Below are 24071 nucleotides of genomic sequence, written 5' to 3'. Positions count from 1 at the left end.
TTGGGTCAGACGCTTAGAACGTCTGGCCGAGGGAGAATTGGAAAATCTGGGTTTCAGCGTTATCCGGTTTCTTGATCGGCATGGCCAGAGCAAAGCTCAATGGGCCAAGCGCAGTTACCCAAGTCACACCCACACCCACGGAGCTTGCCAGGTTGCTCAGGCTCACGTCGTTGCACTGGGTGTCGGACTTCACGCCACTCGGGTTACGGATCTGCTCGCACTTGGAGTCGAACACGTTACCCACGTCCCAGAATACAGAGGTACGCAGGGAACGCTGATCTTTTACGAACGGCAGCGGGAACAGGATTTCCGCACCACCTTGGATCAACACGTTACCACCGAACGGCAGCGGGTCGTTGTCGGAGTCAGCCACAGTGCCTTGGTTACCGGTTACGCCAACACCACGGCTTGGGGTACCACGTGGGCCCAAGGTGCTGTCTTTGAAACCACGTACGGAGTTGAAGCCACCCGCGTAGTAGTTCTCGTAGAACGGTAGACCGTTGGTGGAGCCATAACCATCGCCATAACCCAATTCAGTGTGCAGGCGCATGGTGTAGTTGTCGCTCAACGGCGTGAACAGTTGGCCACGGTAGTCAAGCTTGAAGAACGACAGGTCGCTGCCCGGCGTGGTGGTTTCCAGGGTCAAGCTCTGGGAGTGACCACGGGTCGCCAGTACACCTTTATTCAGGGTCGACTCGGACCAGCCGGCAGACGCCTTGAAGTTCAGGAACTTGTCACCTTCACGACGGGTGAAGTCAAAGATCTCATCCACGGTGTAGACACCGGTCTTGATCTCATCTTGTTGCGCAGTCAGGCCAAAGGTCAGGCGCGACGTCTCGCTGATCGGGTAACCAACGTTGACACCGGCACCGAGGCTGTCGATTGCATAGCTTGCAACGTCAACGTCGAGGTCTTTGTAGTCGGTGGTGCGGTAGAAGGCGTTGTAGCCCAGGCTCACACCATCAGCAGTCCAGTAGGGGTCGGTATAACCGAAGTTATATCGGCTCTGGTATTCGCTTCGGGTCAGGCCGATAGACACGCGGTTACCGGTACCCAGGAAGTTGTTCTGGGTGATGGAGCCACCAAGGATCAGACCGGCACTTTGTGCGAAGCCGACACTGGCGGTGATCGAGCCCGAGGCTTGTTCTTCCACGGCGTAGTTCACGTCAACCTGGTCATCCACACCCGGTACGGCCGGGGTTTCGACGTTGACTTCCTTGAAAAAGCCCAGGCGCTCAAGACGGGTCTTGGACTGGTCGATCAGGTAAGTCGACGCCCAGCCACCTTCCATCTGACGCATTTCACGACGCAGTACTTCGTCCGCCGACTTGGTGTTGCCACGGAAGTTGATGCGGTTCACGTAGGCACGCTTGCCGGGATCGACGACGAATGTGATGTCCACGGTGTGGTCATCATCATGCGGGGTCGGCACGCCGTTGACGTTGGCGAAGGTATAGCCTTCGTTACCCAGGCGGCGAGTGATCAGTTCTGACGTGGTGGTCATCAGCTTGCGCGAGAACACCTGGTCTTTCTGCACCAGCAGCAGCGCCTTGACCTGGTCTTCAGGCACTTTCAGGTCGCCGCTCAGCTTAACGTCACGAACCTTGTACTTCTCGCCTTCGTTGACGTTGACTGTGATGTAGACGTGTTTCTTGTCCGGGGTGATGGACACCTGGGTCGAGGCGATATCCATGTTGATATAGCCACGGTCCAGGTAGTAGGAGCGCAGGCGTTCCAGGTCACCAGACAGTTTTTCGCGGGCGTACTTGTCATCGTTCTTGAAGAACGACAGCCAGTTGGTGGTCTTGAGTTCGAACAGGTCGATCAGGTCTTCATCAGCGAACTTGGTATTACCCACCACGTTGATGTGCTGGATCGCCGCCACGGTGCCTTCGTTGATGTTGACCTTGAGGCCCACACGGTTGCGCGGCTGCGGCACCACTTCCGTTTCCACGGTCGCGGAGTAGCGGCCCTGGGCAACGTACTGGCGTTGCAGTTCGTTACGCACACCTTCAAGGGTGGCGCGTTGGAAGATCTCGCCTTCGGCCAGGCCGGATTGCTTCAGACCTTTCATCAAGTCTTCAGTAGAGATCGCCTTGTTGCCTTCGATCTCGATACTGGCGACGGAAGGTCGCTCGACAACGGTGATGACCAGGACGTTGCCTTCACGCCCCAGTTGGATGTCTTGAAAGAAACCGGTTTTGAACAGCGCACGAGTGGACTCCACCAGGCGACGGTCATCAGCCTGTTCACCGACGTTCAACGGTAATGCACCAAAGACGCTACCGGCGGAAACCCGCTGGAGGCCGTTGACGCGAATATCGGAGATGGTGAAGGACTCGGCGTGAACTTCGGCGATCATCAATACGGTGAGAACCGCAGTTAGCAGCAGACGTTTCATGAAGTCCTTTCTTATTCCAACTGGCAATAAACAAACTGCCGCAAAATGCGGCAGATTCGCAATTCAGCGAAGCGTTACAGTCGACCCAGATCGTTGACCAAGGCTAATAACATCACCCCGACCACCAAACTGATACCGATCTGTATCCCCCAACCCTGCACCCGATCCGACAAGGGGCGACCACGCACCCACTCGACCAGATAAAACAACAGATGCCCCCCATCCAATACTGGAATGGGCAACAAATTCAGAACACCCAGGCTAATACTCAGATAAGCCAGGAAATTCAGGAAATCCGCGACACCCGACTGGGCAGAAGCGCCCGCCACTTTAGCAATGGTTATCGGTCCACTCAAGTTTTTTACCGAGAGCTCGCCGAACAACATTTTCTTGAGGGATTCCAGGGTCAGCACGCTCATGGTCCAAGTGCGTTTTGCACCCTCGCCAATTGCTGCTAACGGCCCGAAGCTGACCTCACGCACCATCGACGGCGGCCATTCGACACCTTTGACCCCGGCACCGAGGTAACCCCCGGCCGCCTTGGCTTCCCCGCGAACCGACAAGGTCACTGGGACGTCGATTTGAGCACCGTCGCGCTCAACTTTCAGCAGAATTTTAGTATCAGGACGTACACGAACCAGGTCGACCACCTGCTGCCAGTCGCCCAGCGCCTGTCCATCGAGGGCCAACAGCCGATCGCCGGTTTTCAGGCCAGCGGCCTGGGCCGGACCTTTCGGATCGAGCTCCGCCAGGACCGGCGGCAAGGCCGGACGCCATGGACGTATGCCCAGGGACTTGATCGGATCAGGTTCATCAGCGCCCTTGAGCCAGTGGTCGAGGGTCAGATCACGCGGGGTTTCGGTAGTCGAGTCCTGTTCACGCACCACCACATTGACGATGCCGCTTTCGCCCAGGCGGCGCACCAACTGCAGATTGACCGCGCCCCAACCTGTGGTGGGCTCGCCATCAATGGAAACAATTTCCTGCCCGGCAACCAGGCCGGCCTTGGCGGCAATACTGTCCGACTCGACCGCTCCGATGACCGGACGCACCTGCTGGCTGCCCAGCATGGCCAGGACCCAGAAGAACACCATCGCCAACAGGAAGTTGGCGATCGGGCCAGCGGCAACAATGGCGATACGCTGACGAACGGTCTTGCGATTGAAGGATTGGTCCAATTGATCTGCAGGCACTTCGCCTTCGCGCTCATCGAGCATCTTGACGTAGCCACCCAGCGGGATGGCCGCAATCACGAATTCGGTGCCTTGGCGGTCATGCCAGCGCAACAGCGGCATGCCGAAACCGACGGAAAAGCGCAGTACCTTGACGCCGCAACGACGCGCGACCCAGAAATGGCCAAATTCGTGGAAGGTAACCAGCACACCCAGAGCAACCAGGGTGCCGACGATCATGTAAAGCGCACTCATCTAATTTCTCCGCATTCCAATCCAGCGCCTAGAGGCTCAAACCCGCCCAAAGACTAACGCGCGTTCCGGCTCAACCATTGCCCAGCCAGGGCTCGAGCCTTGGTATCAGCCTCGAATACCGCCCCCAGATCATTCACCGCCACGACAGGTTCAAGCGCCAGGACGTCCTCGATGATACTCGCGATCTGCGGAAAGCGGATGCGCCGTTCGAGAAACGCTGCCACAGCCACTTCGTTGGCTGCATTAAGCATCGCCGGCGCGCTGTTACCCGCTTCGGCAGCTTGCCGCGCCAGGCGCAGGCAAGGAAAGCGCTGCTCGTCCGGCGCTTCGAAGTCCAGACGGGCCACGGCAAACAGGTCCAAAGGCGCCACGCCGGAATCAATCCGCTCCGGCCAGGCCAGGGCATTGGCGATAGGGGTGCGCATATCGGGATTGCCCAACTGCGCCAACACCGAACCGTCCACGTAATCAACCAGCGAATGAATCACACTTTGCGGGTGAATCACCACCTCGACCTGATCCGGACGCGCATCGAACAGCCAGCACGCCTCGATCAACTCAAGGCCCTTGTTCATCATGCTCGCCGAATCCACCGAGATCTTTCGCCCCATGGACCAGTTCGGATGAGCGCACGCCTGATCGGGCGAGACATGCTCCAGCTCAGCCAACGGAGTTTGCCGGAACGGACCACCAGAGGCCGTCAGCAGGATCCGGCGCACGCCAACCTGGCTCAAGCCGCGCGCATAGTCACCGGGCATGCACTGGAAGATTGCATTGTGCTCACTGTCCAGGGGTAGCAATACGGCGCCGCTTTTGCGCACCGCCTGCATAAACAGTGCGCCGGACATCACCAGCGCTTCTTTATTGGCCAGCAGGATCTTCTTGCCGGCATCGACGGCAGCCAGGGTCGGACGCAAACCGGCTGCACCGACAATAGCGGCGACTACGGTATCCACGTCAGCGTCAGCCGAGACCTGGCACAACCCCTCCTCCCCCACCAACACCTGAGTGGCAAGCCCGGCAGCCCGCAGGTCATCCTGCAGCCCCCGAGCCAGAGCGGCTTCGGGCACTACGGCAAAGCGCGGCGAATGACGCACGCACAAGGCCAGCAGCTCGCTCAAGCGGGTAAACCCGGTGAGGGCGAAGACTTGATAGCGATCAGGATGACGCGCAATCACGTCAAGGGTACTCAGCCCTACCGAGCCGGTTGCACCCAGCACGGTTACTTGTTGCAGGCGGCTCACGAAGCCGTCATCCACAACAGCACGGCGAAGATTGGAATGGCCGCGGTCAAGCTGTCGATGCGGTCCAGCACGCCGCCATGGCCCGGCAGCAGGTTGCTGCTGTCCTTGATCCCGGCCTGGCGCTTGAACATGCTTTCAGTGAGGTCGCCCACCACCGAAATGAACACCACGATGGCCGTGGCCACCAGCGCCAGCAAAATTTCCTTCACCGACCAGCCACGCACAACGCCGACGACCAGCGCGATCACCAGCGTCAACGCGAGACCACCATAAACGCCTTCCCAGCTTTTGCCAGGGCTGACTGCCGGCGCCAACTTGCGCTTGCCGAAGGCCCGGCCCGAGAAGTAGGCACCGATATCCGCCCCCCAGACCAGCACCATCACGGCCAGGATCAGCCAGTTACCCATAGGGTAACGCTTGATTTCAACCAGCCCTTGCCACGCCGGTAAGAGGATCAACACGCCAATCACCAGCTTGCAGGCAACGCTGGACCACTTGCCGCTGGTACGCGGGTAAGTCAACACAAGGAACGTCGCCAGCGCCCACCACAGCACCGCCGCCCCCAACACCCAGGGCGCAATGTCCGGCAGGATGTACAAGAGAAACGCCAAGGCAGCCACGACAGCGGCATACACCACACGCGGCAACTGCGCGCTGAAACCCGCCAGGCGCGCCCATTCCCAGGCACCCAGCGTCACGACCAGGCCGATAAACAGCGCAAAGCCGGAACCCTCGAGCAGGAAAAACCCACACAAGGCGATCGGCAACAGGATCAGTGCTGTGATGATTCGTTGTTTAAGCATTTAAACCCGGGCTCCAGCTTCGATCTGCTCGCTCGTTTTACCGAAGCGACGTTGACGGGAAGCGAAATCAGCCAGTGCTTTACGCATGGCATCGTGTTTGAAGTCCGGCCAGAACAGGTCGGAGAAGTACAGCTCGGTATAGGCCAGCTGCCACAACAGGAAATTGCTGATGCGGTGCTCACCACCGGTACGGATGCACAAGTCAGGCAACGGCAGGTCGCCGGTAACCAGGCAGGTTTGCAACAGTTCGGGCGTGATGTCGTCGGGACGCAGATGACCGGCCTGCACTTCGCGGGCGAGCCGCTGTGCAGCCTGGGCGATGTCCCACTGGCCACCGTAGTTGGCTGCGATCTGCAGCACAAAACGGTCGGCGCCGGCGGTAATAGCCTCGGCTTCGCGCATGGCGGCTTGCAGCTCCGGGTGGAAGCGCGAGCGATCACCGATGATACGCAGGCTGATATTGTTGTCGTTGAGGCGCTTGGCCTCACGACGCAAGGCCTTGAAGAACAGATCCATCAAGGCACTGACTTCTTCGGCGGGCCGCTGCCAGTTCTCACTGGAGAAGGCGAACAAGGTCAACACTTCGACCTTGGCCTCGGCACACACCTCAATTACAGCCCGTACCGCATCGACACCCGCTTTATGCCCGGCGACACCCGGCATAAAGCGTTTCTTCGCCCAGCGATTATTCCCATCCATGATGATCGCGACATGGCGCGGCACCACGGAGGGTACAGTCTGCTTGGTCTTTTCCATGAAGGCGTCCTGACCCCTTATACGGCCATCAGGTCCTTTTCTTTTTCTTCCGTGGCCTTAGTGATCTGGGCCTCGGCATCTTTGGTCAGCTTGTCGATATCGGCAACGGCACGGCGCTCTTCGTCTTCGCTGATTTCCTTGTCCTTGACCAGCTTCTTCAGATCACCCAAGGCATCACGACGAATGTTGCGCACGGCAACCCGCGCATCTTCAGCTGCGCTGCGCGCCTGCTTGGTGAAGCCCTTGCGGGTTTCTTCAGTCAGGGCTGGCATGGAGATCAGCAGCAACTCGCCCAGGTTGGTCGGGTTGAGGTTCAGACCGGCGCTCTGGATGGCCTTGTCGACGGCGCCGAGCATGTTGCGCTCAAAGGCGACGACTTGCAGGGTGCGCGAGTCTTTTACAGTGATGTTGGCCACTTGGGTGATGGAGGTATCTGCGCCGTAATACGGCACCATCACGCTGCCCAGAATGCTTGGGTGAGCCTTGCCTGTACGAATCTGACCAAATGCATGGTTCAGGGAGTCCAGGGATTTCTGCATACGCTCTTGAGCGTCTTTCTTGATTTCGTTGATCATTGTTGGCCTTCCTCGATCAGAGTCCCTTCTGCGCCGCCGTGTACGATATTCAGCAGGGCACCGGGTTTGTTCATGTTAAATACGCGTAGTGGCATCTTGTGGTCGCGGCACAGGCAAATAGCCGTCAGGTCCATCACGCCCAGTTTGCGATCCAGCACTTCATCGTAGGTCAGATGATCGAACTTCTCGGCATGCGGGTCTTTGAATGGATCTGCGGTGTAAACGCCGTCTACCTTGGTCGCCTTGAGCACCACGTCAGCATCGATTTCGATGGCGCGCAGGCACGCTGCCGAGTCGGTGGTGAAGAACGGGTTACCTGTGCCAGCGGCGAAGATCACCACTTCCTTGGCGTTCAGGTGGCGCATGGCTTTGCGGCGGTCATAGTGATCGGTCACGCCGACCATGGAAATAGCCGACATCACGATAGCCGAGATATTGGCGCGCTCCAGGGCGTCGCGCATAGCCAAGGCGTTCATCACAGTGGCCAGCATGCCCATGTGGTCGCCCGTGACCCGATCCATGCCGGCCGCACTCAGTGCCGCGCCGCGGAACAGGTTACCGCCGCCGATCACCAGGCCGACCTGAACGCCGATACCGACCAGTTGGCCGACTTCCAGCGCCATGCGGTCGAGCACTTTGGGATCGATCCCGAACTCTTCCGAGCCCATGAGGGCCTCGCCGCTAAGCTTGAGTAGAATGCGTTTATAGCGAGCCTGATAACCACTGCCCTGCTGAGCCATTGCGAATCTCTCCTGCGGCGTATTTTTAAAAATTCTTGGCGAGCCGTTTACGGCTTGCGTTCACTCTAGCTGGACGCTGCTACAGCGCCATCGGAACACGGCTTTGTAAGCCAGTTCCGAAGGGATGCCAATCAAAATCGGCCTTCCCATTTGAAAAGAGGCTGCGCGCGTGAGCGGGCAGCCTCTTTCGGGCGACAGTTGAAAACTGTCTTATTGCTTGGCGGCAGCCAGCTGGGCAGCAACTTCTTCAGCGAAGTTGTCGACCGGCTTCTCGATGCCTTCGCCTACTTTGAAGTAGGTGAAGGAAACGATTTCAGCACCGGCTTTCTTAGCCAGCTCGCCAACCTTGACTTCAGGGTTCTTGACGAACGCCTGCTCAACCAGGCTCGCTTCAGCCAGGAACTTGCTGATACGGCCTTTGACCATGTTCTCAACAATGTTTTCTGGCTTGCCTTTGATTTTTTCTTCGTTCAGCTGCAGGAAAACAGCCTTTTCACGCTCGATGGCTTCGGCAGAAACTTCCGAAGGCAGCAGGAACTCAGGGTTGCTGGCCGCTACGTGCATAGCGATGTCTTTGGCCAGCTCAACGTCGCCGCCTTTGAGGACAACAGCAACGCCGATTTTGTTACCGTGCAGGTAACCACCAACCACATCACCTTCAACGCGGGTCAGGCGACGGATGTTGACGTTTTCGCCAACCTTGCCGACCAGTACCAGGCGATCAGCTTCCTGAGCAGCGATCAGCGGAGCGACATCAGTCAGTTTGTCGGCGAACGCTTTATCAACGCTGGCGGCAACAAATGCCTTGAAGTCGTCCTGCAGGGCCAGGAAGTCGGTCTGCGAGTTCACTTCCAGCAGAACAGCAGATTTGCCGTCTTCTTTCAGAGCGATAGCGCCTTCAGCAGCCACGTTGCCTGCTTTCTTGGCAGCCTTGATGGCGCCGGAAGCACGCATGTCATCAATGGCTTTTTCGATGTCGCCGTCAGCCTTTTCCAGGGCTTTCTTGCAATCCATCATGCCTTCGCCGGTACGCTCACGCAGTTCTTTAACCAACGCTGCAGTAATTGCTGCCATTTTCAAATTCCTCTTGGATAGGTTTTCAACCACTCCACCCGATCGAACGGGGGATCAATTCTTCCCGAACCACCCTTGTTAGCCGCTGCACGTTACAGATGTTGTAGCTGCGCTGCCGACAAATGGTTTTCGAGGTGGCAAAAAGGGGGCCAAGCCCCCTTTTTGCTTACTGAGTCAACGCCAGGGCGTCAATTACTCAGCTGCGGCTACCGGAGCTTCTTCAACGAACTGCTCGGCACCACCAGCAACGTGGTTGCGACCACGGATTACAGCGTCAGCCATCGAACCCATGTACAGCTGGATAGCGCGGATTGCGTCATCGTTGCCTGGGATGATGTAGTCAACGCCTTCCGGGCTGCTGTTGGTATCGACTACGCCGATAACAGGGATGCCCAGCTTGTTGGCTTCGGTGATCGCGATGCGCTCGTGATCAACGTCGATAACGAACAGTGCGTCAGGCAGACCGCCCATGTCCTTGATACCACCCAGGGAACGATCGAGCTTTTCCAGGTCGCGAGTGCGCATCAGCGCCTCTTTCTTGGTCAGCTTGGCGAAAGTACCGTCTTCGGCTTGCACTTCAAGGTCACGCAGACGCTTGATGGAAGCACGGATGGTTTTGAAGTTGGTGAGCATGCCGCCCAACCAGCGGTGATCGACGTACGGCGAACCGCAACGTGCTGCTTCTTCAGCAACGATCTTGCCAGCGGAACGCTTGGTGCCGACGAACAGAATCTTGTTTTTGCCCTGGGCCAGGCGCTCTACGAAAGTCAAAGCTTCGTTGAACATTGGCAGGGTTTTTTCAAGGTTGATAATGTGGATCTTGTTACGCGCGCCGAAAATGTATTTACCCATTTTCGGGTTCCAGTAACGGGTCTGGTGACCGAAGTGCACACCGGCCTTCAGCATATCGCGCATGTTGACTTGGGACATGATAGTTCCTTAATAAGTCGGGTTTGGCCTCCACGTATCCCAATGACCAACCAGCGGCTTCAAGGCCTCCGGCACCCAGGTCATCGTGTCGACACGTGTGTGGATTTAAGCTCTGCGGGGTATCCCCGGAAAGCGGCGCATTTTATACCACAGCATCGGCAAAAACGGAACACGCAATCACATTTGCCGCAGGGTGCTTTCGTGTAACCCCTTGAATAGAGCTCACATAGCCCTACCTTATAGAGAGAAGCGATCATCAGAGGCTCATGATTTGACGCCATCGTCTGTTAGAATCGCGTTTTTTGTGGCTTGTGCGAATTCTGTAACCTTTTGTCGCACGCCCGTAAACCGTATTGATTTCAGCGCGTCGCGCTAGAGAGAGCCTGTATGACCGTTAGTTTGAAAACCGCCGAAGACATCGCCGGCATGCGCATCGCCGGCAAACTGGCTGCCGACGTGCTGGAAATGATCGCCGAGCACGTCAAGCCCGGCGTGACCACCGAGACCCTGAACCAGATCTGCCATGACTATATCGTCAACGTGCAGGGCGCTATCCCTGCGCCGTTGAACTACAAGGGCTTCCCCAAGTCGATCTGCACCTCGGTCAACCACGTGGTCTGCCACGGGATTCCGGGTGACAAACCGTTGAAGGACGGCGACACCCTGAACATCGACGTTACCGTGATCAAGGACCGCTACTTCGGCGACACCAGCCGCATGTTCCACGTCGGCACTGTGCCGGTCTGGGCCGAGCGCCTGTCCCAGGTGACCCAGGAATGCATGTACAAGGCCATCGAAATCGTCAAACCCGGTTGCCGTCTGGGCGACATCGGCGAAGTGATCCAGAAGCACGCTGAAAAGAACGGCTTCTCGGTGGTGCGCGAATTCTGCGGCCACGGTATCGGCACCGTGTTCCACGAAGAGCCACAGATCCTGCACTACGGCCGCGCCGGCACTGGCATGGAACTCAAGGCAGGCATGACCTTCACCATCGAGCCGATGATCAACCAAGGCAAGGCCGATACCAAAGTGCTGGGCGACGGCTGGACCGCCATCACCAAGGACCGCAAGCTCTCGGCCCAGTGGGAACACACCCTGCTGGTCACCGAAACCGGCTACGAGATCTTCACCCTGCGCGCCGACGACACAATCCCGCGCACTTCCGGTGCTGCGTCGGCGTAACGGTTGCTCAGGTTTTCCCCCCACTGTGTTGTGACTGACTGATAGATAGAAAGGAAAGCCGATCGATGCCCCAGGTGGATCCCGAACTCTTCGACCGTGGCCAGTTCCAGGCCGAACTGGCCCTGAAGGCGAGCCCCATCGCCGCGTTCAAGAAAGCTATCCGCCAGGCCCGCGAGGTGCTCGATGCGCGCTTTCGCAGCGGCCGGGACATCCGTCGGTTGATCGAGGACCGCGCCTGGTTTGTCGATAACATCCTGCAAAAGGCATGGGAACAGTTCAACTGGAGCGAAGACGCCGACATCGCCCTGGTGGCGGTCGGCGGCTACGGACGTGGCGAGTTGCACCCCTACTCCGACATTGACCTGCTGATCCTGCTGGACAGCGCCGACCATGAGATCTTTCGCGATTCCATCGAGCGTTTTCTGACGCTGTTGTGGGACATAGGCTTGGAAGTCGGCCAGAGCGTGCGCTCGGTCGACGAATGCGCCGAAGAGGCCCGCGCCGACCTCACGGTGATCACCAACCTGATGGAAAGCCGCACCATTGCCGGCCCCGAGCGCCTGCGCCAGCGCATGCTCGAAGTCACCAGCACCGCGCACATGTGGCCGAGCAAGCACTTCTTCCTGGCCAAGCGCGCCGAGCAAAAGGCCCGGCATCACAAGTACAACGACACCGAATACAACCTGGAACCCAACGTCAAAGGCTCGCCGGGCGGGCTGCGGGATATCCAGACGATTTTGTGGGTTGCCCGCCGCCAATACGGCACCTTAAACCTGCGGGCACTGGCCGGCGAAGGTTTCCTGGTAGAAAGCGAGAACGCCCTGCTGGCCTCCTCCCAGGAGTTCCTGTGGAAGGTGCGCTACGCCCTGCACATGCTCGCGGGGCGCTCCGAAGACCGCCTGCTGTTCGATCATCAGCGCTCCATCGCCACCTTGCTGGGGTTTGAAGGCGAGGACGCAAAGACCAGCATCGAAAGCTTCATGCAGCAGTATTACCGGGTGGTCATGAGCATTGCCCAGCTCAGCGACCTGATCATCCAGCACTTCGAAGAGGTGATCCTGGCCCCTGAAGACGAAGCGCCGCCGCAACCGATCAACTCGCGTTTCCAACTGCACGACGGCTATATCGAAGCGCGCAACGACAATGTGTTCCGCCGCACGCCGTTCGCCATGCTGGAAATCTTCGTGCTGATGGCCCAGCAGCCGGAGATAAAAGGCGTGCGCGCCGACACCATTCGCCTGCTGCGGGAAAACCGTCACCTGATCGACGACGATTTCCGCAACGATATCCGCAACACCAGCCTGTTTATCGAGCTGTTCAAGTGCAAGATCGGCATCCACCGCAACCTGCGGCGCATGAACCGTTACGGCATCCTTGGGCGCTATCTGCCTGAGTTCGGCTTTATCGTCGGGCAAATGCAGCACGACCTGTTCCACATTTATACCGTGGATGCGCACACCCTGAACCTAATCAAGCACCTGCGTAAACTGCAGTACACCCAGGTATCAGAGAAATTCCCGCTGGCCAGTAAGCTGATGGCCAAGTTGCCCAAGCCCGAGCTGATCTACCTGGCCGGCTTGTACCATGACATTGGCAAGGGCCGGCATGGCGACCATTCCGAGATTGGTGCGGTGGATGCCGAGGCGTTCTGCCAGCGCCACCAGTTGCCGCTGTGGGACAGCCGCCTGATCGTGTGGCTGGTGCAGAACCATTTGGTGATGTCGACCACCGCCCAACGCAAGGACCTGTCCGACCCGCAGGTGATCCACGACTTCGCACAGACCGTCGGCGATGAAACCCACCTCGACTACCTGTACGTCTTGACCGTCTCCGACATCAACGCCACCAACCCGACGCTGTGGAACTCCTGGCGCGCCAGCCTGCTGCGCCAGCTGTACACCGAGACCAAGCGCGCCCTGCGCCGCGGCCTGGAAAACCCGGTGGACCGCGAAGAGCAGATCCGCCGCACCCAAAGCGCGGCGCTGGACATATTGGTGCGCGGCGGCAACGACCCGGACGACGTCGAGCAGCTGTGGTCGCAACTGGGTGACGATTATTTCCTGCGCCACACCGCTGGCGACGTGGCCTGGCACACTGACGCGATCCTGCAGCAGCCGGCCGATGGCGGCCCGCTGGTGCTGATCAAGGAAACCACCCAGCGCGAATTCGAGGGCGGTACGCAGATCTTCATTTATGCGCCGGACCAGCATGACTTCTTCGCTGTGACGGTGGCCGCCATGGACCAGCTCAACCTGAACATCCATGACGCCCGCGTGATTACCTCCAGCAGTCAGTTCACTCTTGACACTTATATCGTGCTCGACACCGATGGCGACTCCATTGGTGACAACCCAGCACGCGTGAAAAAGATCCGCGAAGGCCTTACCGAGGCCCTGCGCAACCCTGACGACTACCCGACCATCATCCAGCGCCGGGTGCCGCGCCAGCTCAAGCATTTTGCGTTTGCGCCCCAGGTGACCATCTCCAACGACGCCCAGCGCCCGGTGACGGTGCTGGAACTCAGCGCCCCGGATCGCCCGGGCCTGCTGGCGCGGATCGGTGGGATTTTCCTGGAGTTCGACCTGTCGTTGCAGAATGCCAAGATTGCAACCCTCGGCGAGCGCGTGGAAGACGTGTTCTTCATCACCGACGCCGACAACCAGCCGCTGTCCGACCCGGAGCTGTGCCGCCGCTTGCAGGAAGCCATCGAGCAGCAATTAAGCGTGACCCAGGAACCGAACGTCGAGCTGACGCGCCTGACCATATAGACACCCGATTCCACTGTGCGGGCGGGTTTGTGTGGGAGCGGGCTTGCTCGCGAATGCGGTGGGTCAGTGAATTTATGTATCACTGACCCACCGCATTCGCGAGCAAGCCCGCTCCCACATTTGAATTGCTTTGCCCGGCAGACCGTATGTTTACAACCAAATTGAACGAGATTTGCGATGAACAACGCCCTGAACCAGCTGCAGCCCTACCCGTTCGAGAAACTGCGCGCCCTGCTGGGCAGTGTTACGCCGACCCCGGATAAGCGCCCGATCGCGCTGTCCATCGGCGAGCCGAAGCACAAATCCCCGACCTTCGTGGCCGAAGCGCTGAGCAATAACCTTGACCAGATGGCCGTGTACCCGACCACCCTGGGCATCCCCGCGCTGCGCGAGGTCATCGGCGCCTGGTGCGAGCGCCGCTTCGATGTGCCCGAGGGCTGGCTCGACCCTGCGCGCAACATCTTGCCGGTCAACGGCACGCGTGAAGCGCTGTTCGCCTTCACCCAAACCGTGGTCAATCGCGGCGACGACGCGCTGGTGGTGAGCCCGAACCCGTTCTACCAGATCTACGAAGGCGCCGCATTCCTGGCCGGGGCCAAGCCGCACTACCTGCCGTGCCTGGACGCCAATGGCTTCAACCCGGATTTCGACGCCGTGACGCCGGACGTCTGGAAACGCTGCCAGATCCTGTTCCTGTGCTCCCCCGGCAACCCGACCGGCGCGCTGATACCGGTCGACACCCTGAAAAAACTCATCGCCCTGGCCGACGAATACGACTTCGTGATCGCTGCCGACGAATGCTACAGCGAACTCTACTTCGACGAGCACACCCCGCCGCCGGGCCTGTTGAGTGCCTGCGTCGAGCTGGGTCGCCAGGACTTCAAGCGTTGCGTGGTGTTCCACAGCCTGTCCAAGCGCTCCAACCTGCCGGGCCTGCGCTCCGGTTTTGTGGCCGGCGACGCCGACATCCTCAAGGCTTTCCTGCTGTACCGCACCTACCACGGTTGCGCGATGCCGGTGCAAACCCAACTGGCGAGCATTGCTGCCTGGCAGGACGAAGCCCACGTGCAGGCCAACCGTGATCTGTACCGCGAGAAATTCGATGCGGTGCTGGCGATCCTCAAGCCAGTACTGGACGTGCAAAACCCCGACGGCGGTTTCTACCTGTGGCCGAATGTCGAAGGTGATGACGCCGCTTTCTGCCGGGATCTGTTCGTAGAGGAACATGTCACTGTGGTGCCAGGTTCGTACCTGTCGCGGGAAGTCGACGGCTTCAACCCCGGCGCCGGGCGTGTGCGCATGGCGTTGGTTGCCCCCTTGGCGGAGTGTGTGGAGGCGGCGGAGCGGATTCGCGATTTTATTCAGCGTCGTCGCTAATGGCCTTATGGGTCATTTCACATGACCCAGATTAGCCTCACTCATATCCAGCTCGGCCAACACCTCCCTCAAGACGTCGTCGCCAATCTGGCGATGACGGCTCAAGCTATACAACTCCAAGCGCTGCGCGCGCAGGGCCTTCAGACGCAATTTGCGCTCAAGCAGGTCCATCTGCCGCGCCAGCGCCTGGGCTTCAGCTGAATCATTGAACACCTCCAACTGCTGGCGGTATTCCGACATCAGGCGAGCCTTGAGTTCGGTCGCCAGCGCAGCCTGGGCGGCGTCCTGGGTTTCGCTTTGCGCCGAGTCTTCGGCCTCCAGCGCGTGGATTGCAGCCACTGCGGTCTTTTTCCAGGCCTCGCGCACTTCGTTGTGGCGCTTTTCATCGGGGCTTTTTTCGATGCCGCGCAACAACAGGGGCAAGGCGATGCACGCGGCGATCAGCGACAGCAGGATCACTCCGGCAGCAATAAAGATCAGCAAGTCGCGCTCGGGGAAATCCTGGCCCGGCGCCAGCAGCAACGGCACTGACATCACACCCGCCAGCGTCACCGCACCGCGCACACCACCGACGGTCAGCAGCCAGCAGGAGCGCGCCGTCGGCACCAGCGTCAATTCACTTTTCCCACGAATCCGGCGCAATAAACCCGACAGCCGCCAGATGCTCTGCACCCAGATGAAACGCAACACCACCAGCACCAAAAAGATCGCGACCACATCCAGGCAGCGATAAAACAATGTGGGCCACAGCGTCGGTTCGTGACTCACCACGGCCTTAATGATGTCCGGCAGTTGCAGGCCTAGCAGCAGGAAAATCAAGCCGTTGAAGGCAAACTCCAGCAACGACCACACACTGCGATTGAGCAAGCGGGTGCTGGTCTGGCGGGGTAGCAGGTCGAGCCAGCTTTGCATCATGCCCGCCGCCACCGCCGACAAAATGCCCGATGCGCCCAAGCGCTCAGCCAGCACATAGGCGGCGAACGGTAGCAGCAGCATAAACACCACGTGAGTCGCCGGGTCGTCCCAGCCTCGCGCGATCATCCACGCACGTAGTCGCCCGACCAGCCAGCTCAACGCCACCCCCACGGCCAGGCCGCCTACGGCGACCAACACAAATGTCAGGCTGGCATCCGCCAGGGAAAACACGCCAGTCAACGCCGCCGCCAGGGCAAATTTGAAGGTCACCAGGCCCGAAGCATCGTTCATCAGGGCCTCGCCCTGGAGCATATGCATCAGCGGCGTGGGCAGGCGGTTCTGGGAAATGGCCGACACCGCCACGGCGTCCGTCGGTGACAACACAGCCGCCAGGGCGAAGGCCACGGGCAACGGGATCGTAGGTAAAATCCAGTGAATGAAGTAACCGGCACCCACCACGGTGAACAGCACCAGCCCCACCGCCAACGTCAGGATCGGCCCACGCAGGCGCCACAACTCACGCTTGGGCATGCGCCAGCCATCCGAGAACAGCAGCGGCGGCAGGAACAGAAACAGGAACAGCTCCGGGTCCAGCGCCACGTGCAACCCCAACGTGGGCCAGGCCAACAAGGCGCCCGCTGCGATCTGCACCAAGGGTAACGGCAGGGGGATGACACGCCCGACCAGGCGCGAAACGCTGACCAACATCAGTAGGATAAGAACGGTGTAAGCGGTTTGCATAACGCGGGTTTCCCGGACAATCGACTCGCAACGACACATGAGGCAACAACTCGCCGTTGAAGTGCCATATTACGCACCTATGCTGCCGGCTGGCATTTGCACATAAGTCGCACGCCAGCATGACGAGGGGCACCAGAGGCCGCTGGTCGTGGCATAATCCGTAACCTTTCCATTTCATTCGCTCAAAGGGGGCAATTCCTTGACCGCTTCAAGCAAAACGTTGCACCTTTTCGGCATCAAGGCCTGCGACACCATGAAAAAGGCCCGCACCTGGCTCGATGAGCACGCTGTGAGCTATGAGTTCCACGACTATAAAACGGCCGGTATCGACCGCGAGCACTTGACCCAATGGTGCAACGAGCACGGTTGGCAGGTGGTTTTGAACCGTGCGGGCACCACCTTTCGCAAACTCGAAGACGAACGCAAAGCCGATCTCGATCAGTCGAAAGCCATTGAATTGATGCTCGCACAACCCTCGATGATCAAGCGCCCGGTGCTCGATCTCGGTGACAGAACCCTGATTGGCTTCAAGCCAGAAAGTTATTCGGCGGCCCTCAAGTAGGCCAGCCTTCCATTTTTTGTAGAGGTAACACCATGTCCCATTCCCTGTTCAGCCTGGGCTTCGGCGTCGGCACTCAGAACCGCCAAGGTGCTTGGCTGGAAGTGTTTTACGCACAACCGTTGCTCAACCCATCGGCTGAAATCGTCGCGGCCATCGCGCCGATCCTGGGTTACACCGAAGGCAATCAAGCGATCACGTTCACCATCAGCCAAGCACTGCAACTGGCTGATGCGCTCAAAAATGTCGATGCGACCCAAGCCGCGCTGCTCAATCGGCTCGCCGAGAGCCACACCCCGCTGGTCGCCACGTTGCTGGCCGAAGACACCGCACTGACCTCCACGCCGGAGGCTTACCTCAAGCTGCACCTGCTGTCTCACCGCCTGGTCAAGCCACACGGCCTGAGCCTGGCCGGTGTGTTCCCGCAGTTGCCGAACGTAGCCTGGACCAGCCAAGGTGCGATCGACATCAATGAGCTGGCCGAACGCCAGCTGGAAGCCCGCCTGCGCGGCGAACTGCTGGAAGTGTTCTCGGTGGACAAGTTCCCGAAAATGACCGACTACGTGGTGCCGAGCGGTGTGCGTATCGCTGATGCGGCGCGTATCCGCCTGGGCGCCTACGTGGGCGAAGGCACCACCGTGATGCACGAAGGTTTTGTCAACTTCAACGCCGGCACCGAAGGCCCGGGTATGATCGAAGGCCGGGTATCAGCGGGCGTGTTCGTCGGCAAAGGTTCTGACCTGGGCGGCGGTTGCTCCACCATGGGCACCCTGTCAGGTGGCGGCAACATTGTGATCAAGGTCGGCGAAGGCTGCCTGATCGGCGCCAACGCCGGTATTGGTATCCCGTTGGGCGACCGCAACACCGTGGAATCGGGCCTGTACGTGACGGCCGGGACCAAGGTTGCGCTGCTGGACGAGCAGAACCAATTGGTCAAAGTGGTCAAGGCGCGCGAGCTGGCCGGCCAGCCAGACCTGCTGTTCCGCCGTAATTCCGAGACCGGTGCCGTGGAGTGCAAAACCCACAAATCGGCTATCGAACTGAACGAAGCGCTGCACGCTCACAACTAAGCAGCCACTCGATGCCACTAGCGGGCCCCTCCCCTGGGGCTCGCTTATACGAGTCTTGATCACCATGCTTGTGCCCTCCCCCTGGCGCGCCGATTTCCCAGCCATCGCCACCCTGCAACGGCAAGACCAGACTTACCTGGACAACGCCGCCACCACGCAAAAACCCCAGGCCTTGTTGGATGCCATCAGCCATTACTACACCAACGGCGCAGCCAATGTGCACCGCGCCCAGCATTTGCCGGGGGCCCATGCGACACAGGCGTTCGAAGACAGTCGCAGCAAGGTCGCGCAATGGTTGAATGCAGGTGACAGCGGGCAGATTGTGTTTACCCACGGCGCGACCTCTGCGCTGAACCTCCTGGCTTATGGCCTGGAGCATTTATTCAATGCGGGCGATGAGATTGTCATCAGCGCCCTCGAGCACCACGCCAACCTGTTGCCGTGGCAGCAATTGGCCAAACGTCGCGCGCTGACGCTGGTGGTATTGCCACTTGGCGAGGACGGCGTGATCGACCTGCAAGCCGCCGCCGAGCTGATCGGCCCGCGCACACGCCTGCTGGCGGTGAGCCAGCTGTCCAACGTACTCGGCGCCTGGCAGCCGCTGGAGGCCCTGCTGGCACTGGCCCAGCCACACGGCGCCCTGACCGTCGTGGACGGCGCCCAAGGCATCGTTCATGGCCGCCACGACGTGCAGGCCCTGGGTTGCGACTTCTACGTATTCTCCAGCCACAAACTGTACGGCCCGGACGGCGTCGGCGTGCTGTTTGGGCGCAATGACGCCCTGCATCACCTGCGCCACTGGCAGTTCGGAGGAGAAATGGTGCAACAAGCCGACTACCACAGCGCCAGTTTCCGTCCCGCGCCGCTGGGTTTCGAGGCCGGCACACCGCCGATTGCCAGCGTGATTGGCCTGGGCGCCAGCCTGGATTACTTGAGTTCGCTGGATCAACAAGCGGTCATCGCCCATGAAGCAGCCCTGCATGACTACCTGTTGCGTGGGCTCAAGGCACGCAATGGCGTGCGCGTGCTGGGTTCGCCGCAGGTGGCGTTGGTCAGTTTTGTGGTCGACGGCGTGCATAACGCCGACCTTGCGCACCTGCTGACCGAACAAGGCATTGCCGTGCGCGCGGGTCATCACTGCGCGATGCCGTTGCTCAAGGCCATGCATCTGTCGGGGGCGATCCGCGTGTCCCTGGCGCTGTATAACGATTCCGATGACCTGGAACGCTTTTTTGAAGCGCTGGACCAGGCCCTGGATATGTTGCGATGAGTGTGCCGGTGGATGCGGTCAGCGCGCTTGAAGCCTTTCAAGCCGTCGGTAGCTGGGAGCAACGCGCGCGGATGTTGATGCAGTGGGGCGAGCGTATGCCGGCCCTGGCGGATGAAGACAAGGTCGACGCCAACCTGGTGCAGGGCTGCGAAAGCCTGGTGTGGTTGGTGGGGCGTTTGCAGGATGGGCATTGGCAGTTTGCGGCGAGCAGCGATGCGCGGATGATTCGCGGGCTGGTGGCGTTGCTGCTGGCGCGGGTCAATGGGTTGTCGGCGGCCGAGTTGCAGGCGGTGGATCTGCCTGACTGGTTCAACCAGTTGGGCCTTTCCCGTCAACTGTCACCGTCGCGCAGCAATGGCCTCAATGCGGTATTGCAGCGCATGCGAGCGTTGAGCCGTACACAAAACTAGCTGTGGGAGCGGGCTTGTGTGGGAGCGGTGCACGGCATTAAGGTTTAAGCAGGCTTGACCCGCTCCGACGGCCGCCGCACCCCAGCCACAATCTTGTCCACTGCCTTGGTCGCCGCCACCATGCCGAACGTGGCCGTGACCATCATCACCGCGCCAAACCCACCGGCGCAATCCAGCTTCACGCCATCCCCGACAAAACTCTTCTGCAAACAAATACTGCCATCCGGCTTGGGATAGCGCAGTTGCTCGGTGGAAAACACGCACGGCACGCTGTAATGGCGGGTCACGGTGCGTGAGAAACCATAGTCGCGACGCAACGTGGAGCGCACTTTCGACGCCAGCGGGTCATTGAAGGTGCGGTTCAGGTCGCAGACCTGGATCAGCGTCGGGTCGATCTGCCCGCCGGCGCCGCCAGTGGTGATGATCTGGATCTTGCGGCGCTTGCACCAGGCAATCAATGCCGCCTTGGCGTTAACGGCGTCAATGCAGTCGATCACGCAGTCGATATCCGGCGTGATGTACTCGGCCATAGTGTCGCGGGTCACAAAGTCCGCCACCGCATGCACGGTGCAATCCGGGTTGATGCCCTTCAGGCGCTCGGCCATCACCTCGACCTTGGGCTTGCCCACGGTGCTGTCCAGCGCGTGCAACTGGCGGTTGCTGTTGCTGACGCAGACATCGTCCAGATCAAACAGCGAAATCTCGCCCACCCCGCAACGGGCCATGGCTTCCGCCGCCCACGAGCCCACGCCGCCGACGCCGACGATTGCCACATGGGCCGCTTTCAAGCGTTCCAGGCCTTCAATGCCATACAAGCGGGCGACGCCTGCAAACCGTGGATCTTCTGTGCTCATGACCATTACCCCAAAAACCGGCGCGCATTATGGACTACGCAGCGACAAGTTCGAAGCGACAAGCTACAAGTAAAGAACTTAGATGGCCTTTCGCTGACTAATGTCCGGTTTTTCTCTGCTTGCTGTACGGTCAGGGAAGGGCCGGTGTAGGATGCGCGCCGTTCGGCGCAGGCCGACACCTCTTTTCGTTCCACACCTTTTGGAACCTGACATAACCATGGCATCGCGTAAATTTGGACTCAACCTGGTGATCGTGCTGGCAATTGCCGCGCTGTTCACCGGTTTCTGGGCGCTGATCAACCGCCCGGTCACTGCTCCCAACTGGCCTGAGCAGATCTCCGGTTTTTCCTACTCGCCGTTCCAGCAAGGCCAGTACCCACAGAAAAACCAGTTCCCGACCGACGATCAGATGCGTCGCGACCTTGAGATCATGAGCAAGCTGACGGACAACATCCGTACCTACTCGGTCGACGGCACCCTGGGCGACATCCCCAAGTTGGCGGAAGAATTCGGCCTGCGCGTGACGTTGGGGATCTGGATCAGCCCGGACCTTGAACGTAACGAGCGGGAAATCCAGCGCGCCATCGAAATCGCCAACACCTCGCGCAGCGTGGTGCGGGTGGTGGTCGGTAACGAGGCGGTGTTCCGTAAGGACATCACGCCAGAAGCGCTGATCGTGCTGCTGGATCGGGTGCGCGCCGCTGTGAAAGTGCCGGTGACGACATCCGAGCAATGGGACATCTGGGAGAAGAACCCACAACTGGCCAAGCACGTCGACCTGATCGCCGCGCACATCCTGCCGTTCTGGGAGTACATTCCGATGGACAAGGCCGGCCAGTACGTACTCGACCGCGCCAAGGATCTGAAGAAACTGTTCCCGAAAAAGCCGCTGCTGCTGTCGGAGGTTGGCTGGCCGAGCAACGGGCGCATGCGCGGCGGCAATGAAACGTCGCCGGCCGACCAGGCGATTTACCTGCGTACGCTGGTGAACAAGCTGAACCGTCAGGGCTACAACTACTTCGTGATCGAGGCGTTCGATCAGCCGTGGAAAGTCAGCGACGAAGGCTCGGCCGGCGCTTACTGGGGTGTGTTCAACGGCGCACGCCAGCAGAAATTCAACTTTGAAGGGCCGGTGGTCGCGATCCCGCAATGGCGCGTACTGGCCATCGGCTCGGTCGTACTCGCGCTGCTGTCCTTGACCCTGTTGATGATCGACGGCTCCGCCCTGCGCCAACGTGGCCGGACCTTCCTGACGTTCATCGCGTTCTTGTGCGGTTCGGTGCTGGTGTGGATCGGTTACGACTACAGCCAGCAATACAGCACCTGGTTCAGTGTCACCGTGGGCATCCTCTTGGCCCTCGGCGCCCTGGGCGTGTTTATCGTATTGCTGACCGAAGCGCACGAACTGGCGGAAGCGGTATGGACTCACAAGCGCCGGCGTGAATTCCTGCCGGTGGAGGGGGAGTCGGACTACCGCCCGAAAGTGTCGATCCATGTGCCGTGCTACAACGAGCCTCCGGAGATGGTCAAACAGACCCTCGACGCCCTGGCCGCCCTCGATTACCCGGACTACGAAGTCCTGATCATCGACAACAACACCAAGGACCCGGCCGTTTGGGAGCCGGTGCGCGACTACTGCGAAACCCTGGGCCCGCGCTTCAAGTTCTTCCACGTCGCGCCCCTGGCTGGTTTCAAGGGCGGCGCACTGAACTACCTGATCCCGCACACCGCCAAGGATGCCGAAGTGATCGCGGTGATCGACTCGGACTACTGCGTGTCGCCAAACTGGCTCAAGCACATGGTGCCGCATTTCGCCGACCCGAAAATCGCCGTCGTGCAGTCGCCGCAGGATTACCGCGACCAGAACGAAAGCACCTTCAAGAAGCTCTGCTACGCGGAATACAAGGGCTTCTTCCATATCGGCATGGTCACCCGCAACGACCGCGACGCGATCATCCAGCACGGCACCATGACCATGACCCGTCGCTCGGTGCTTGAAGAACTGGGCTGGGCCGACTGGTGCATCTGCGAAGACGCCGAACTAGGCCTACGTGTATTCGAGAAAGGCCTGTCGGCGGCGTATTACCACGACAGCTACGGCAAGGGCCTGATGCCGGATACCTTTATCGACTTCAAGAAACAGCGTTTCCGCTGGGCCTACGGTGCGATCCAGATCATCAAGCGTCACACCGCAAGCCTGTTGCGCGGCAAAGGCACCGAGCTGACCCGTGGCCAGCGCTACCACTTCCTCGCGGGCTGGTTGCCGTGGGTGGCGGACGGCATGAACATCTTCTTCACCGTTGGCGCGCTGTTGTGGTCGGCGGCGATGATCATCGTGCCGACGCGGGTCGACCCGCCGTTGCTGATTTTCGCGATCCCGCCGTTGGCGCTGTTTGTGTTCAAAGTCGGCAAGATCATCTTCCTGTACCGCCGCGCCGTAGGTGTGAACCTCAAGGATGCGTTCTGTGCAGCCCTGGCCGGTCTGGCGTTGTCGCACACCATCGCCAAAGCGGTTTTGTATGGTTTCTTCACCACCAGTATTCCGTTCTTTCGTACACCGAAAAACGCGGATAACCACGGCTTCTGGGTAGCGATTTCCGAAGCCCGTGAAGAGATGTTCATCATGCTGCTGTTGTGGGGCGCGGCGCTGGGGATTTACTTGGTGCAGGGCCTGCCAAGCAATGACATCCGCTTCTGGGTGGTGATGCTGCTGGTGCAGTCGCTGCCGTATGTGGCGGCGCTGATCATGGCGTTCCTGTCTTCGCTGCCGAAACCTTCGGCGAAGGCTGAGCCTGTCACAGCCGTGTAAAAACTTGCGCAATGCACTAAACGGCGGCCTCTGGCCGCCGTTTTGCTATAAGATAACGGCCGTTTTGCAAGACTTGGCCTAGACCCTGCTCTCTGTGGGAGCTGGCTTGCCTGCGATGCAGACGCCACGGTCTGGCAGGTACACCGTGGCGATGCTATCGCAGGCA

General features: G+C 59.8%; 19 protein-coding genes. 8 read left to right on the top strand and 11 right to left on the bottom strand.

The window, feature by feature from the left end:
* Positions 1 to 13: 13 nt before the first annotated feature.
* From bamA to rpsB, 9 genes are all read right to left on the bottom strand, one after another.
* On the bottom strand, positions 14 to 2401 hold the full coding sequence (bamA, locus tag HU722_RS07450) for an outer membrane protein assembly factor BamA (protein WP_049709662.1): 2388 nt from the start codon (positions 2399 to 2401) through the stop codon (positions 14 to 16).
* 74 nt (positions 2402 to 2475) lie between these two features.
* On the bottom strand, positions 2476 to 3828 hold the full coding sequence (gene rseP, locus HU722_RS07445) for a sigma E protease regulator RseP (protein WP_065872442.1): 1353 nt from the start codon (positions 3826 to 3828) through the stop codon (positions 2476 to 2478).
* A 53-nt stretch (positions 3829 to 3881) separates the two neighbouring features.
* Positions 3882 to 5072 (bottom strand): 1-deoxy-D-xylulose-5-phosphate reductoisomerase, encoded by a 1191-nt coding sequence (gene ispC, locus HU722_RS07440; RefSeq protein WP_065872571.1) that lies wholly within the window; start codon positions 5070 to 5072, stop codon positions 3882 to 3884.
* Entirely contained in the window at positions 5069 to 5875 is an 807-nt protein-coding gene (locus HU722_RS07435) for a phosphatidate cytidylyltransferase (RefSeq protein WP_065872443.1), read from the bottom strand. Before HU722_RS07435 ends, ispC begins: the two co-directional genes overlap by 4 nt.
* Positions 5876 to 6631 (bottom strand): polyprenyl diphosphate synthase, encoded by a 756-nt coding sequence (gene uppS, locus HU722_RS07430; protein ID WP_065872444.1) that lies wholly within the window; start codon positions 6629 to 6631, stop codon positions 5876 to 5878.
* Positions 6632 to 6648: 17 nt separating this feature from the next.
* Entirely contained in the window at positions 6649 to 7206 is a 558-nt protein-coding gene (gene frr / locus HU722_RS07425; RefSeq protein ID WP_049709667.1) for a ribosome recycling factor, read from the bottom strand.
* Positions 7203 to 7946: a UMP kinase gene (pyrH, locus tag HU722_RS07420; RefSeq protein ID WP_003172271.1), complete on the bottom strand. Its 744-nt coding sequence runs from the start codon at positions 7944 to 7946 to the stop codon at positions 7203 to 7205. The genes frr and pyrH overlap by 4 nt, the downstream gene beginning before the upstream one ends.
* A gap of 210 nt (positions 7947 to 8156) precedes the next feature.
* Positions 8157 to 9020, bottom strand: a complete 864-nt coding sequence (gene tsf / locus HU722_RS07415) for a translation elongation factor Ts (protein WP_065872445.1) — start codon at positions 9018 to 9020, stop codon at positions 8157 to 8159.
* A 192-nt stretch (positions 9021 to 9212) separates the two neighbouring features.
* Complete coding sequence (gene rpsB, locus HU722_RS07410; RefSeq protein ID WP_049709669.1) at positions 9213 to 9950, bottom strand: 30S ribosomal protein S2; 738 nt, start codon at positions 9948 to 9950, stop codon at positions 9213 to 9215.
* Positions 9951 to 10337: 387 nt separating this feature from the next.
* Between rpsB and map the strand changes: the two genes are divergently transcribed.
* The 3 genes from map to dapC all read left to right on the top strand — a co-directional run bounded on the left by map (position 10338) and on the right by dapC (position 15277).
* Complete coding sequence (map, locus tag HU722_RS07405) at positions 10338 to 11132, top strand: type I methionyl aminopeptidase (protein ID WP_065872446.1); 795 nt, start codon at positions 10338 to 10340, stop codon at positions 11130 to 11132.
* A 65-nt stretch (positions 11133 to 11197) separates the two neighbouring features.
* The gene (locus tag HU722_RS07400; protein WP_186755060.1) at positions 11198 to 13900 is read left to right on the top strand and encodes a [protein-PII] uridylyltransferase; all 2703 of its coding nucleotides are present in this window, start codon (positions 11198 to 11200) and stop codon (positions 13898 to 13900) included.
* 177 nt (positions 13901 to 14077) lie between these two features.
* Complete coding sequence (dapC, locus tag HU722_RS07395; protein ID WP_186752294.1) at positions 14078 to 15277, top strand: succinyldiaminopimelate transaminase; 1200 nt, start codon at positions 14078 to 14080, stop codon at positions 15275 to 15277.
* Between the two features lie 12 nt (positions 15278 to 15289).
* On the opposite strand, the gene HU722_RS07390 is transcribed toward dapC, so the two are convergent.
* Positions 15290 to 16933, bottom strand: coding sequence for a Na+/H+ antiporter (locus tag HU722_RS07390; protein ID WP_186752295.1), 1644 nt, complete (start codon positions 16931 to 16933; stop codon positions 15290 to 15292).
* Between the two features lie 253 nt (positions 16934 to 17186).
* On the opposite strand from HU722_RS07390, the gene HU722_RS07385 reads away from it, so the two are divergent.
* The 4 genes from HU722_RS07385 to HU722_RS07370 all read left to right on the top strand — a co-directional run bounded on the left by HU722_RS07385 (position 17187) and on the right by HU722_RS07370 (position 20242).
* Positions 17187 to 17495, top strand: a complete 309-nt coding sequence (locus tag HU722_RS07385) for an arsenate reductase (RefSeq protein ID WP_231984831.1) — start codon at positions 17187 to 17189, stop codon at positions 17493 to 17495.
* A gap of 32 nt (positions 17496 to 17527) precedes the next feature.
* Complete coding sequence (dapD, locus tag HU722_RS07380) at positions 17528 to 18562, top strand: 2,3,4,5-tetrahydropyridine-2,6-dicarboxylate N-succinyltransferase (protein ID WP_065872450.1); 1035 nt, start codon at positions 17528 to 17530, stop codon at positions 18560 to 18562.
* A gap of 64 nt (positions 18563 to 18626) precedes the next feature.
* Entirely contained in the window at positions 18627 to 19832 is a 1206-nt protein-coding gene (locus HU722_RS07375) for an aminotransferase class V-fold PLP-dependent enzyme (RefSeq protein ID WP_065872451.1), read from the top strand.
* Complete coding sequence (locus HU722_RS07370) at positions 19829 to 20242, top strand: SufE family protein (protein WP_065872452.1); 414 nt, start codon at positions 19829 to 19831, stop codon at positions 20240 to 20242. Before HU722_RS07375 ends, HU722_RS07370 begins: the two co-directional genes overlap by 4 nt.
* A gap of 44 nt (positions 20243 to 20286) precedes the next feature.
* Here HU722_RS07370 and tcdA read toward each other — a convergent pair whose 3' ends face one another.
* Positions 20287 to 21096, bottom strand: a complete 810-nt coding sequence (gene tcdA, locus HU722_RS07365) for a tRNA cyclic N6-threonylcarbamoyladenosine(37) synthase TcdA (RefSeq protein ID WP_371905336.1) — start codon at positions 21094 to 21096, stop codon at positions 20287 to 20289.
* 217 nt (positions 21097 to 21313) lie between these two features.
* Here tcdA and HU722_RS07360 point away from each other — a divergent pair, with 217 nt between their 5' ends.
* On the top strand, positions 21314 to 23905 hold the full coding sequence (locus HU722_RS07360) for a glycosyltransferase (RefSeq protein ID WP_065872454.1): 2592 nt from the start codon (positions 21314 to 21316) through the stop codon (positions 23903 to 23905).
* Positions 23906 to 24071: the final 166 nt, after the last annotated feature.

Source organism: Pseudomonas tritici (genome assembly GCF_014268275.3).
GTDB classification, from domain to species: Bacteria; Pseudomonadota; Gammaproteobacteria; order Pseudomonadales; family Pseudomonadaceae; genus Aquipseudomonas; species Aquipseudomonas tritici.
The sequence above is the reverse complement of the archived record's forward strand: the minus strand, read 5'-3'. Positions and strand labels throughout refer to the sequence as shown.

Coding starts and splice junctions, on each gene's coding strand:
- bamA (WP_049709662.1), bottom strand. CDS start 2,401: ATGAAACGTCTGCTGCTAACTGCGGTTCTCACCGTATTGATGATCGCC.
- rseP (WP_065872442.1), bottom strand. CDS start 3,828: ATGAGTGCGCTTTACATGATCGTCGGCACCCTGGTTGCTCTGGGTGTG.
- HU722_RS07435 (WP_065872443.1), bottom strand. CDS start 5,875: ATGCTTAAACAACGAATCATCACAGCACTGATCCTGTTGCCGATCGCC.
- uppS (WP_065872444.1), bottom strand. CDS start 6,631: ATGGAAAAGACCAAGCAGACTGTACCCTCCGTGGTGCCGCGCCATGTC.
- frr (WP_049709667.1), bottom strand. CDS start 7,206: ATGATCAACGAAATCAAGAAAGACGCTCAAGAGCGTATGCAGAAATCC.
- pyrH (WP_003172271.1), bottom strand. CDS start 7,946: ATGGCTCAGCAGGGCAGTGGTTATCAGGCTCGCTATAAACGCATTCTA.
- tsf (WP_065872445.1), bottom strand. CDS start 9,020: ATGGCAGCAATTACTGCAGCGTTGGTTAAAGAACTGCGTGAGCGTACC.
- rpsB (WP_049709669.1), bottom strand. CDS start 9,950: ATGTCCCAAGTCAACATGCGCGATATGCTGAAGGCCGGTGTGCACTTC.
- map (WP_065872446.1), top strand. CDS start 10,338: ATGACCGTTAGTTTGAAAACCGCCGAAGACATCGCCGGCATGCGCATC.
- HU722_RS07400 (WP_186755060.1), top strand. CDS start 11,198: ATGCCCCAGGTGGATCCCGAACTCTTCGACCGTGGCCAGTTCCAGGCC.
- dapC (WP_186752294.1), top strand. CDS start 14,078: ATGAACAACGCCCTGAACCAGCTGCAGCCCTACCCGTTCGAGAAACTG.
- HU722_RS07390 (WP_186752295.1), bottom strand. CDS start 16,933: ATGCAAACCGCTTACACCGTTCTTATCCTACTGATGTTGGTCAGCGTT.
- HU722_RS07385 (WP_231984831.1), top strand. CDS start 17,187: ATGAAAAAGGCCCGCACCTGGCTCGATGAGCACGCTGTGAGCTATGAG.
- dapD (WP_065872450.1), top strand. CDS start 17,528: ATGTCCCATTCCCTGTTCAGCCTGGGCTTCGGCGTCGGCACTCAGAAC.
- HU722_RS07375 (WP_065872451.1), top strand. CDS start 18,627: ATGCTTGTGCCCTCCCCCTGGCGCGCCGATTTCCCAGCCATCGCCACC.
- HU722_RS07370 (WP_065872452.1), top strand. CDS start 19,829: ATGAGTGTGCCGGTGGATGCGGTCAGCGCGCTTGAAGCCTTTCAAGCC.
- tcdA (WP_371905336.1), bottom strand. CDS start 21,096: ATGAGCACAGAAGATCCACGGTTTGCAGGCGTCGCCCGCTTGTATGGC.
- HU722_RS07360 (WP_065872454.1), top strand. CDS start 21,314: ATGGCATCGCGTAAATTTGGACTCAACCTGGTGATCGTGCTGGCAATT.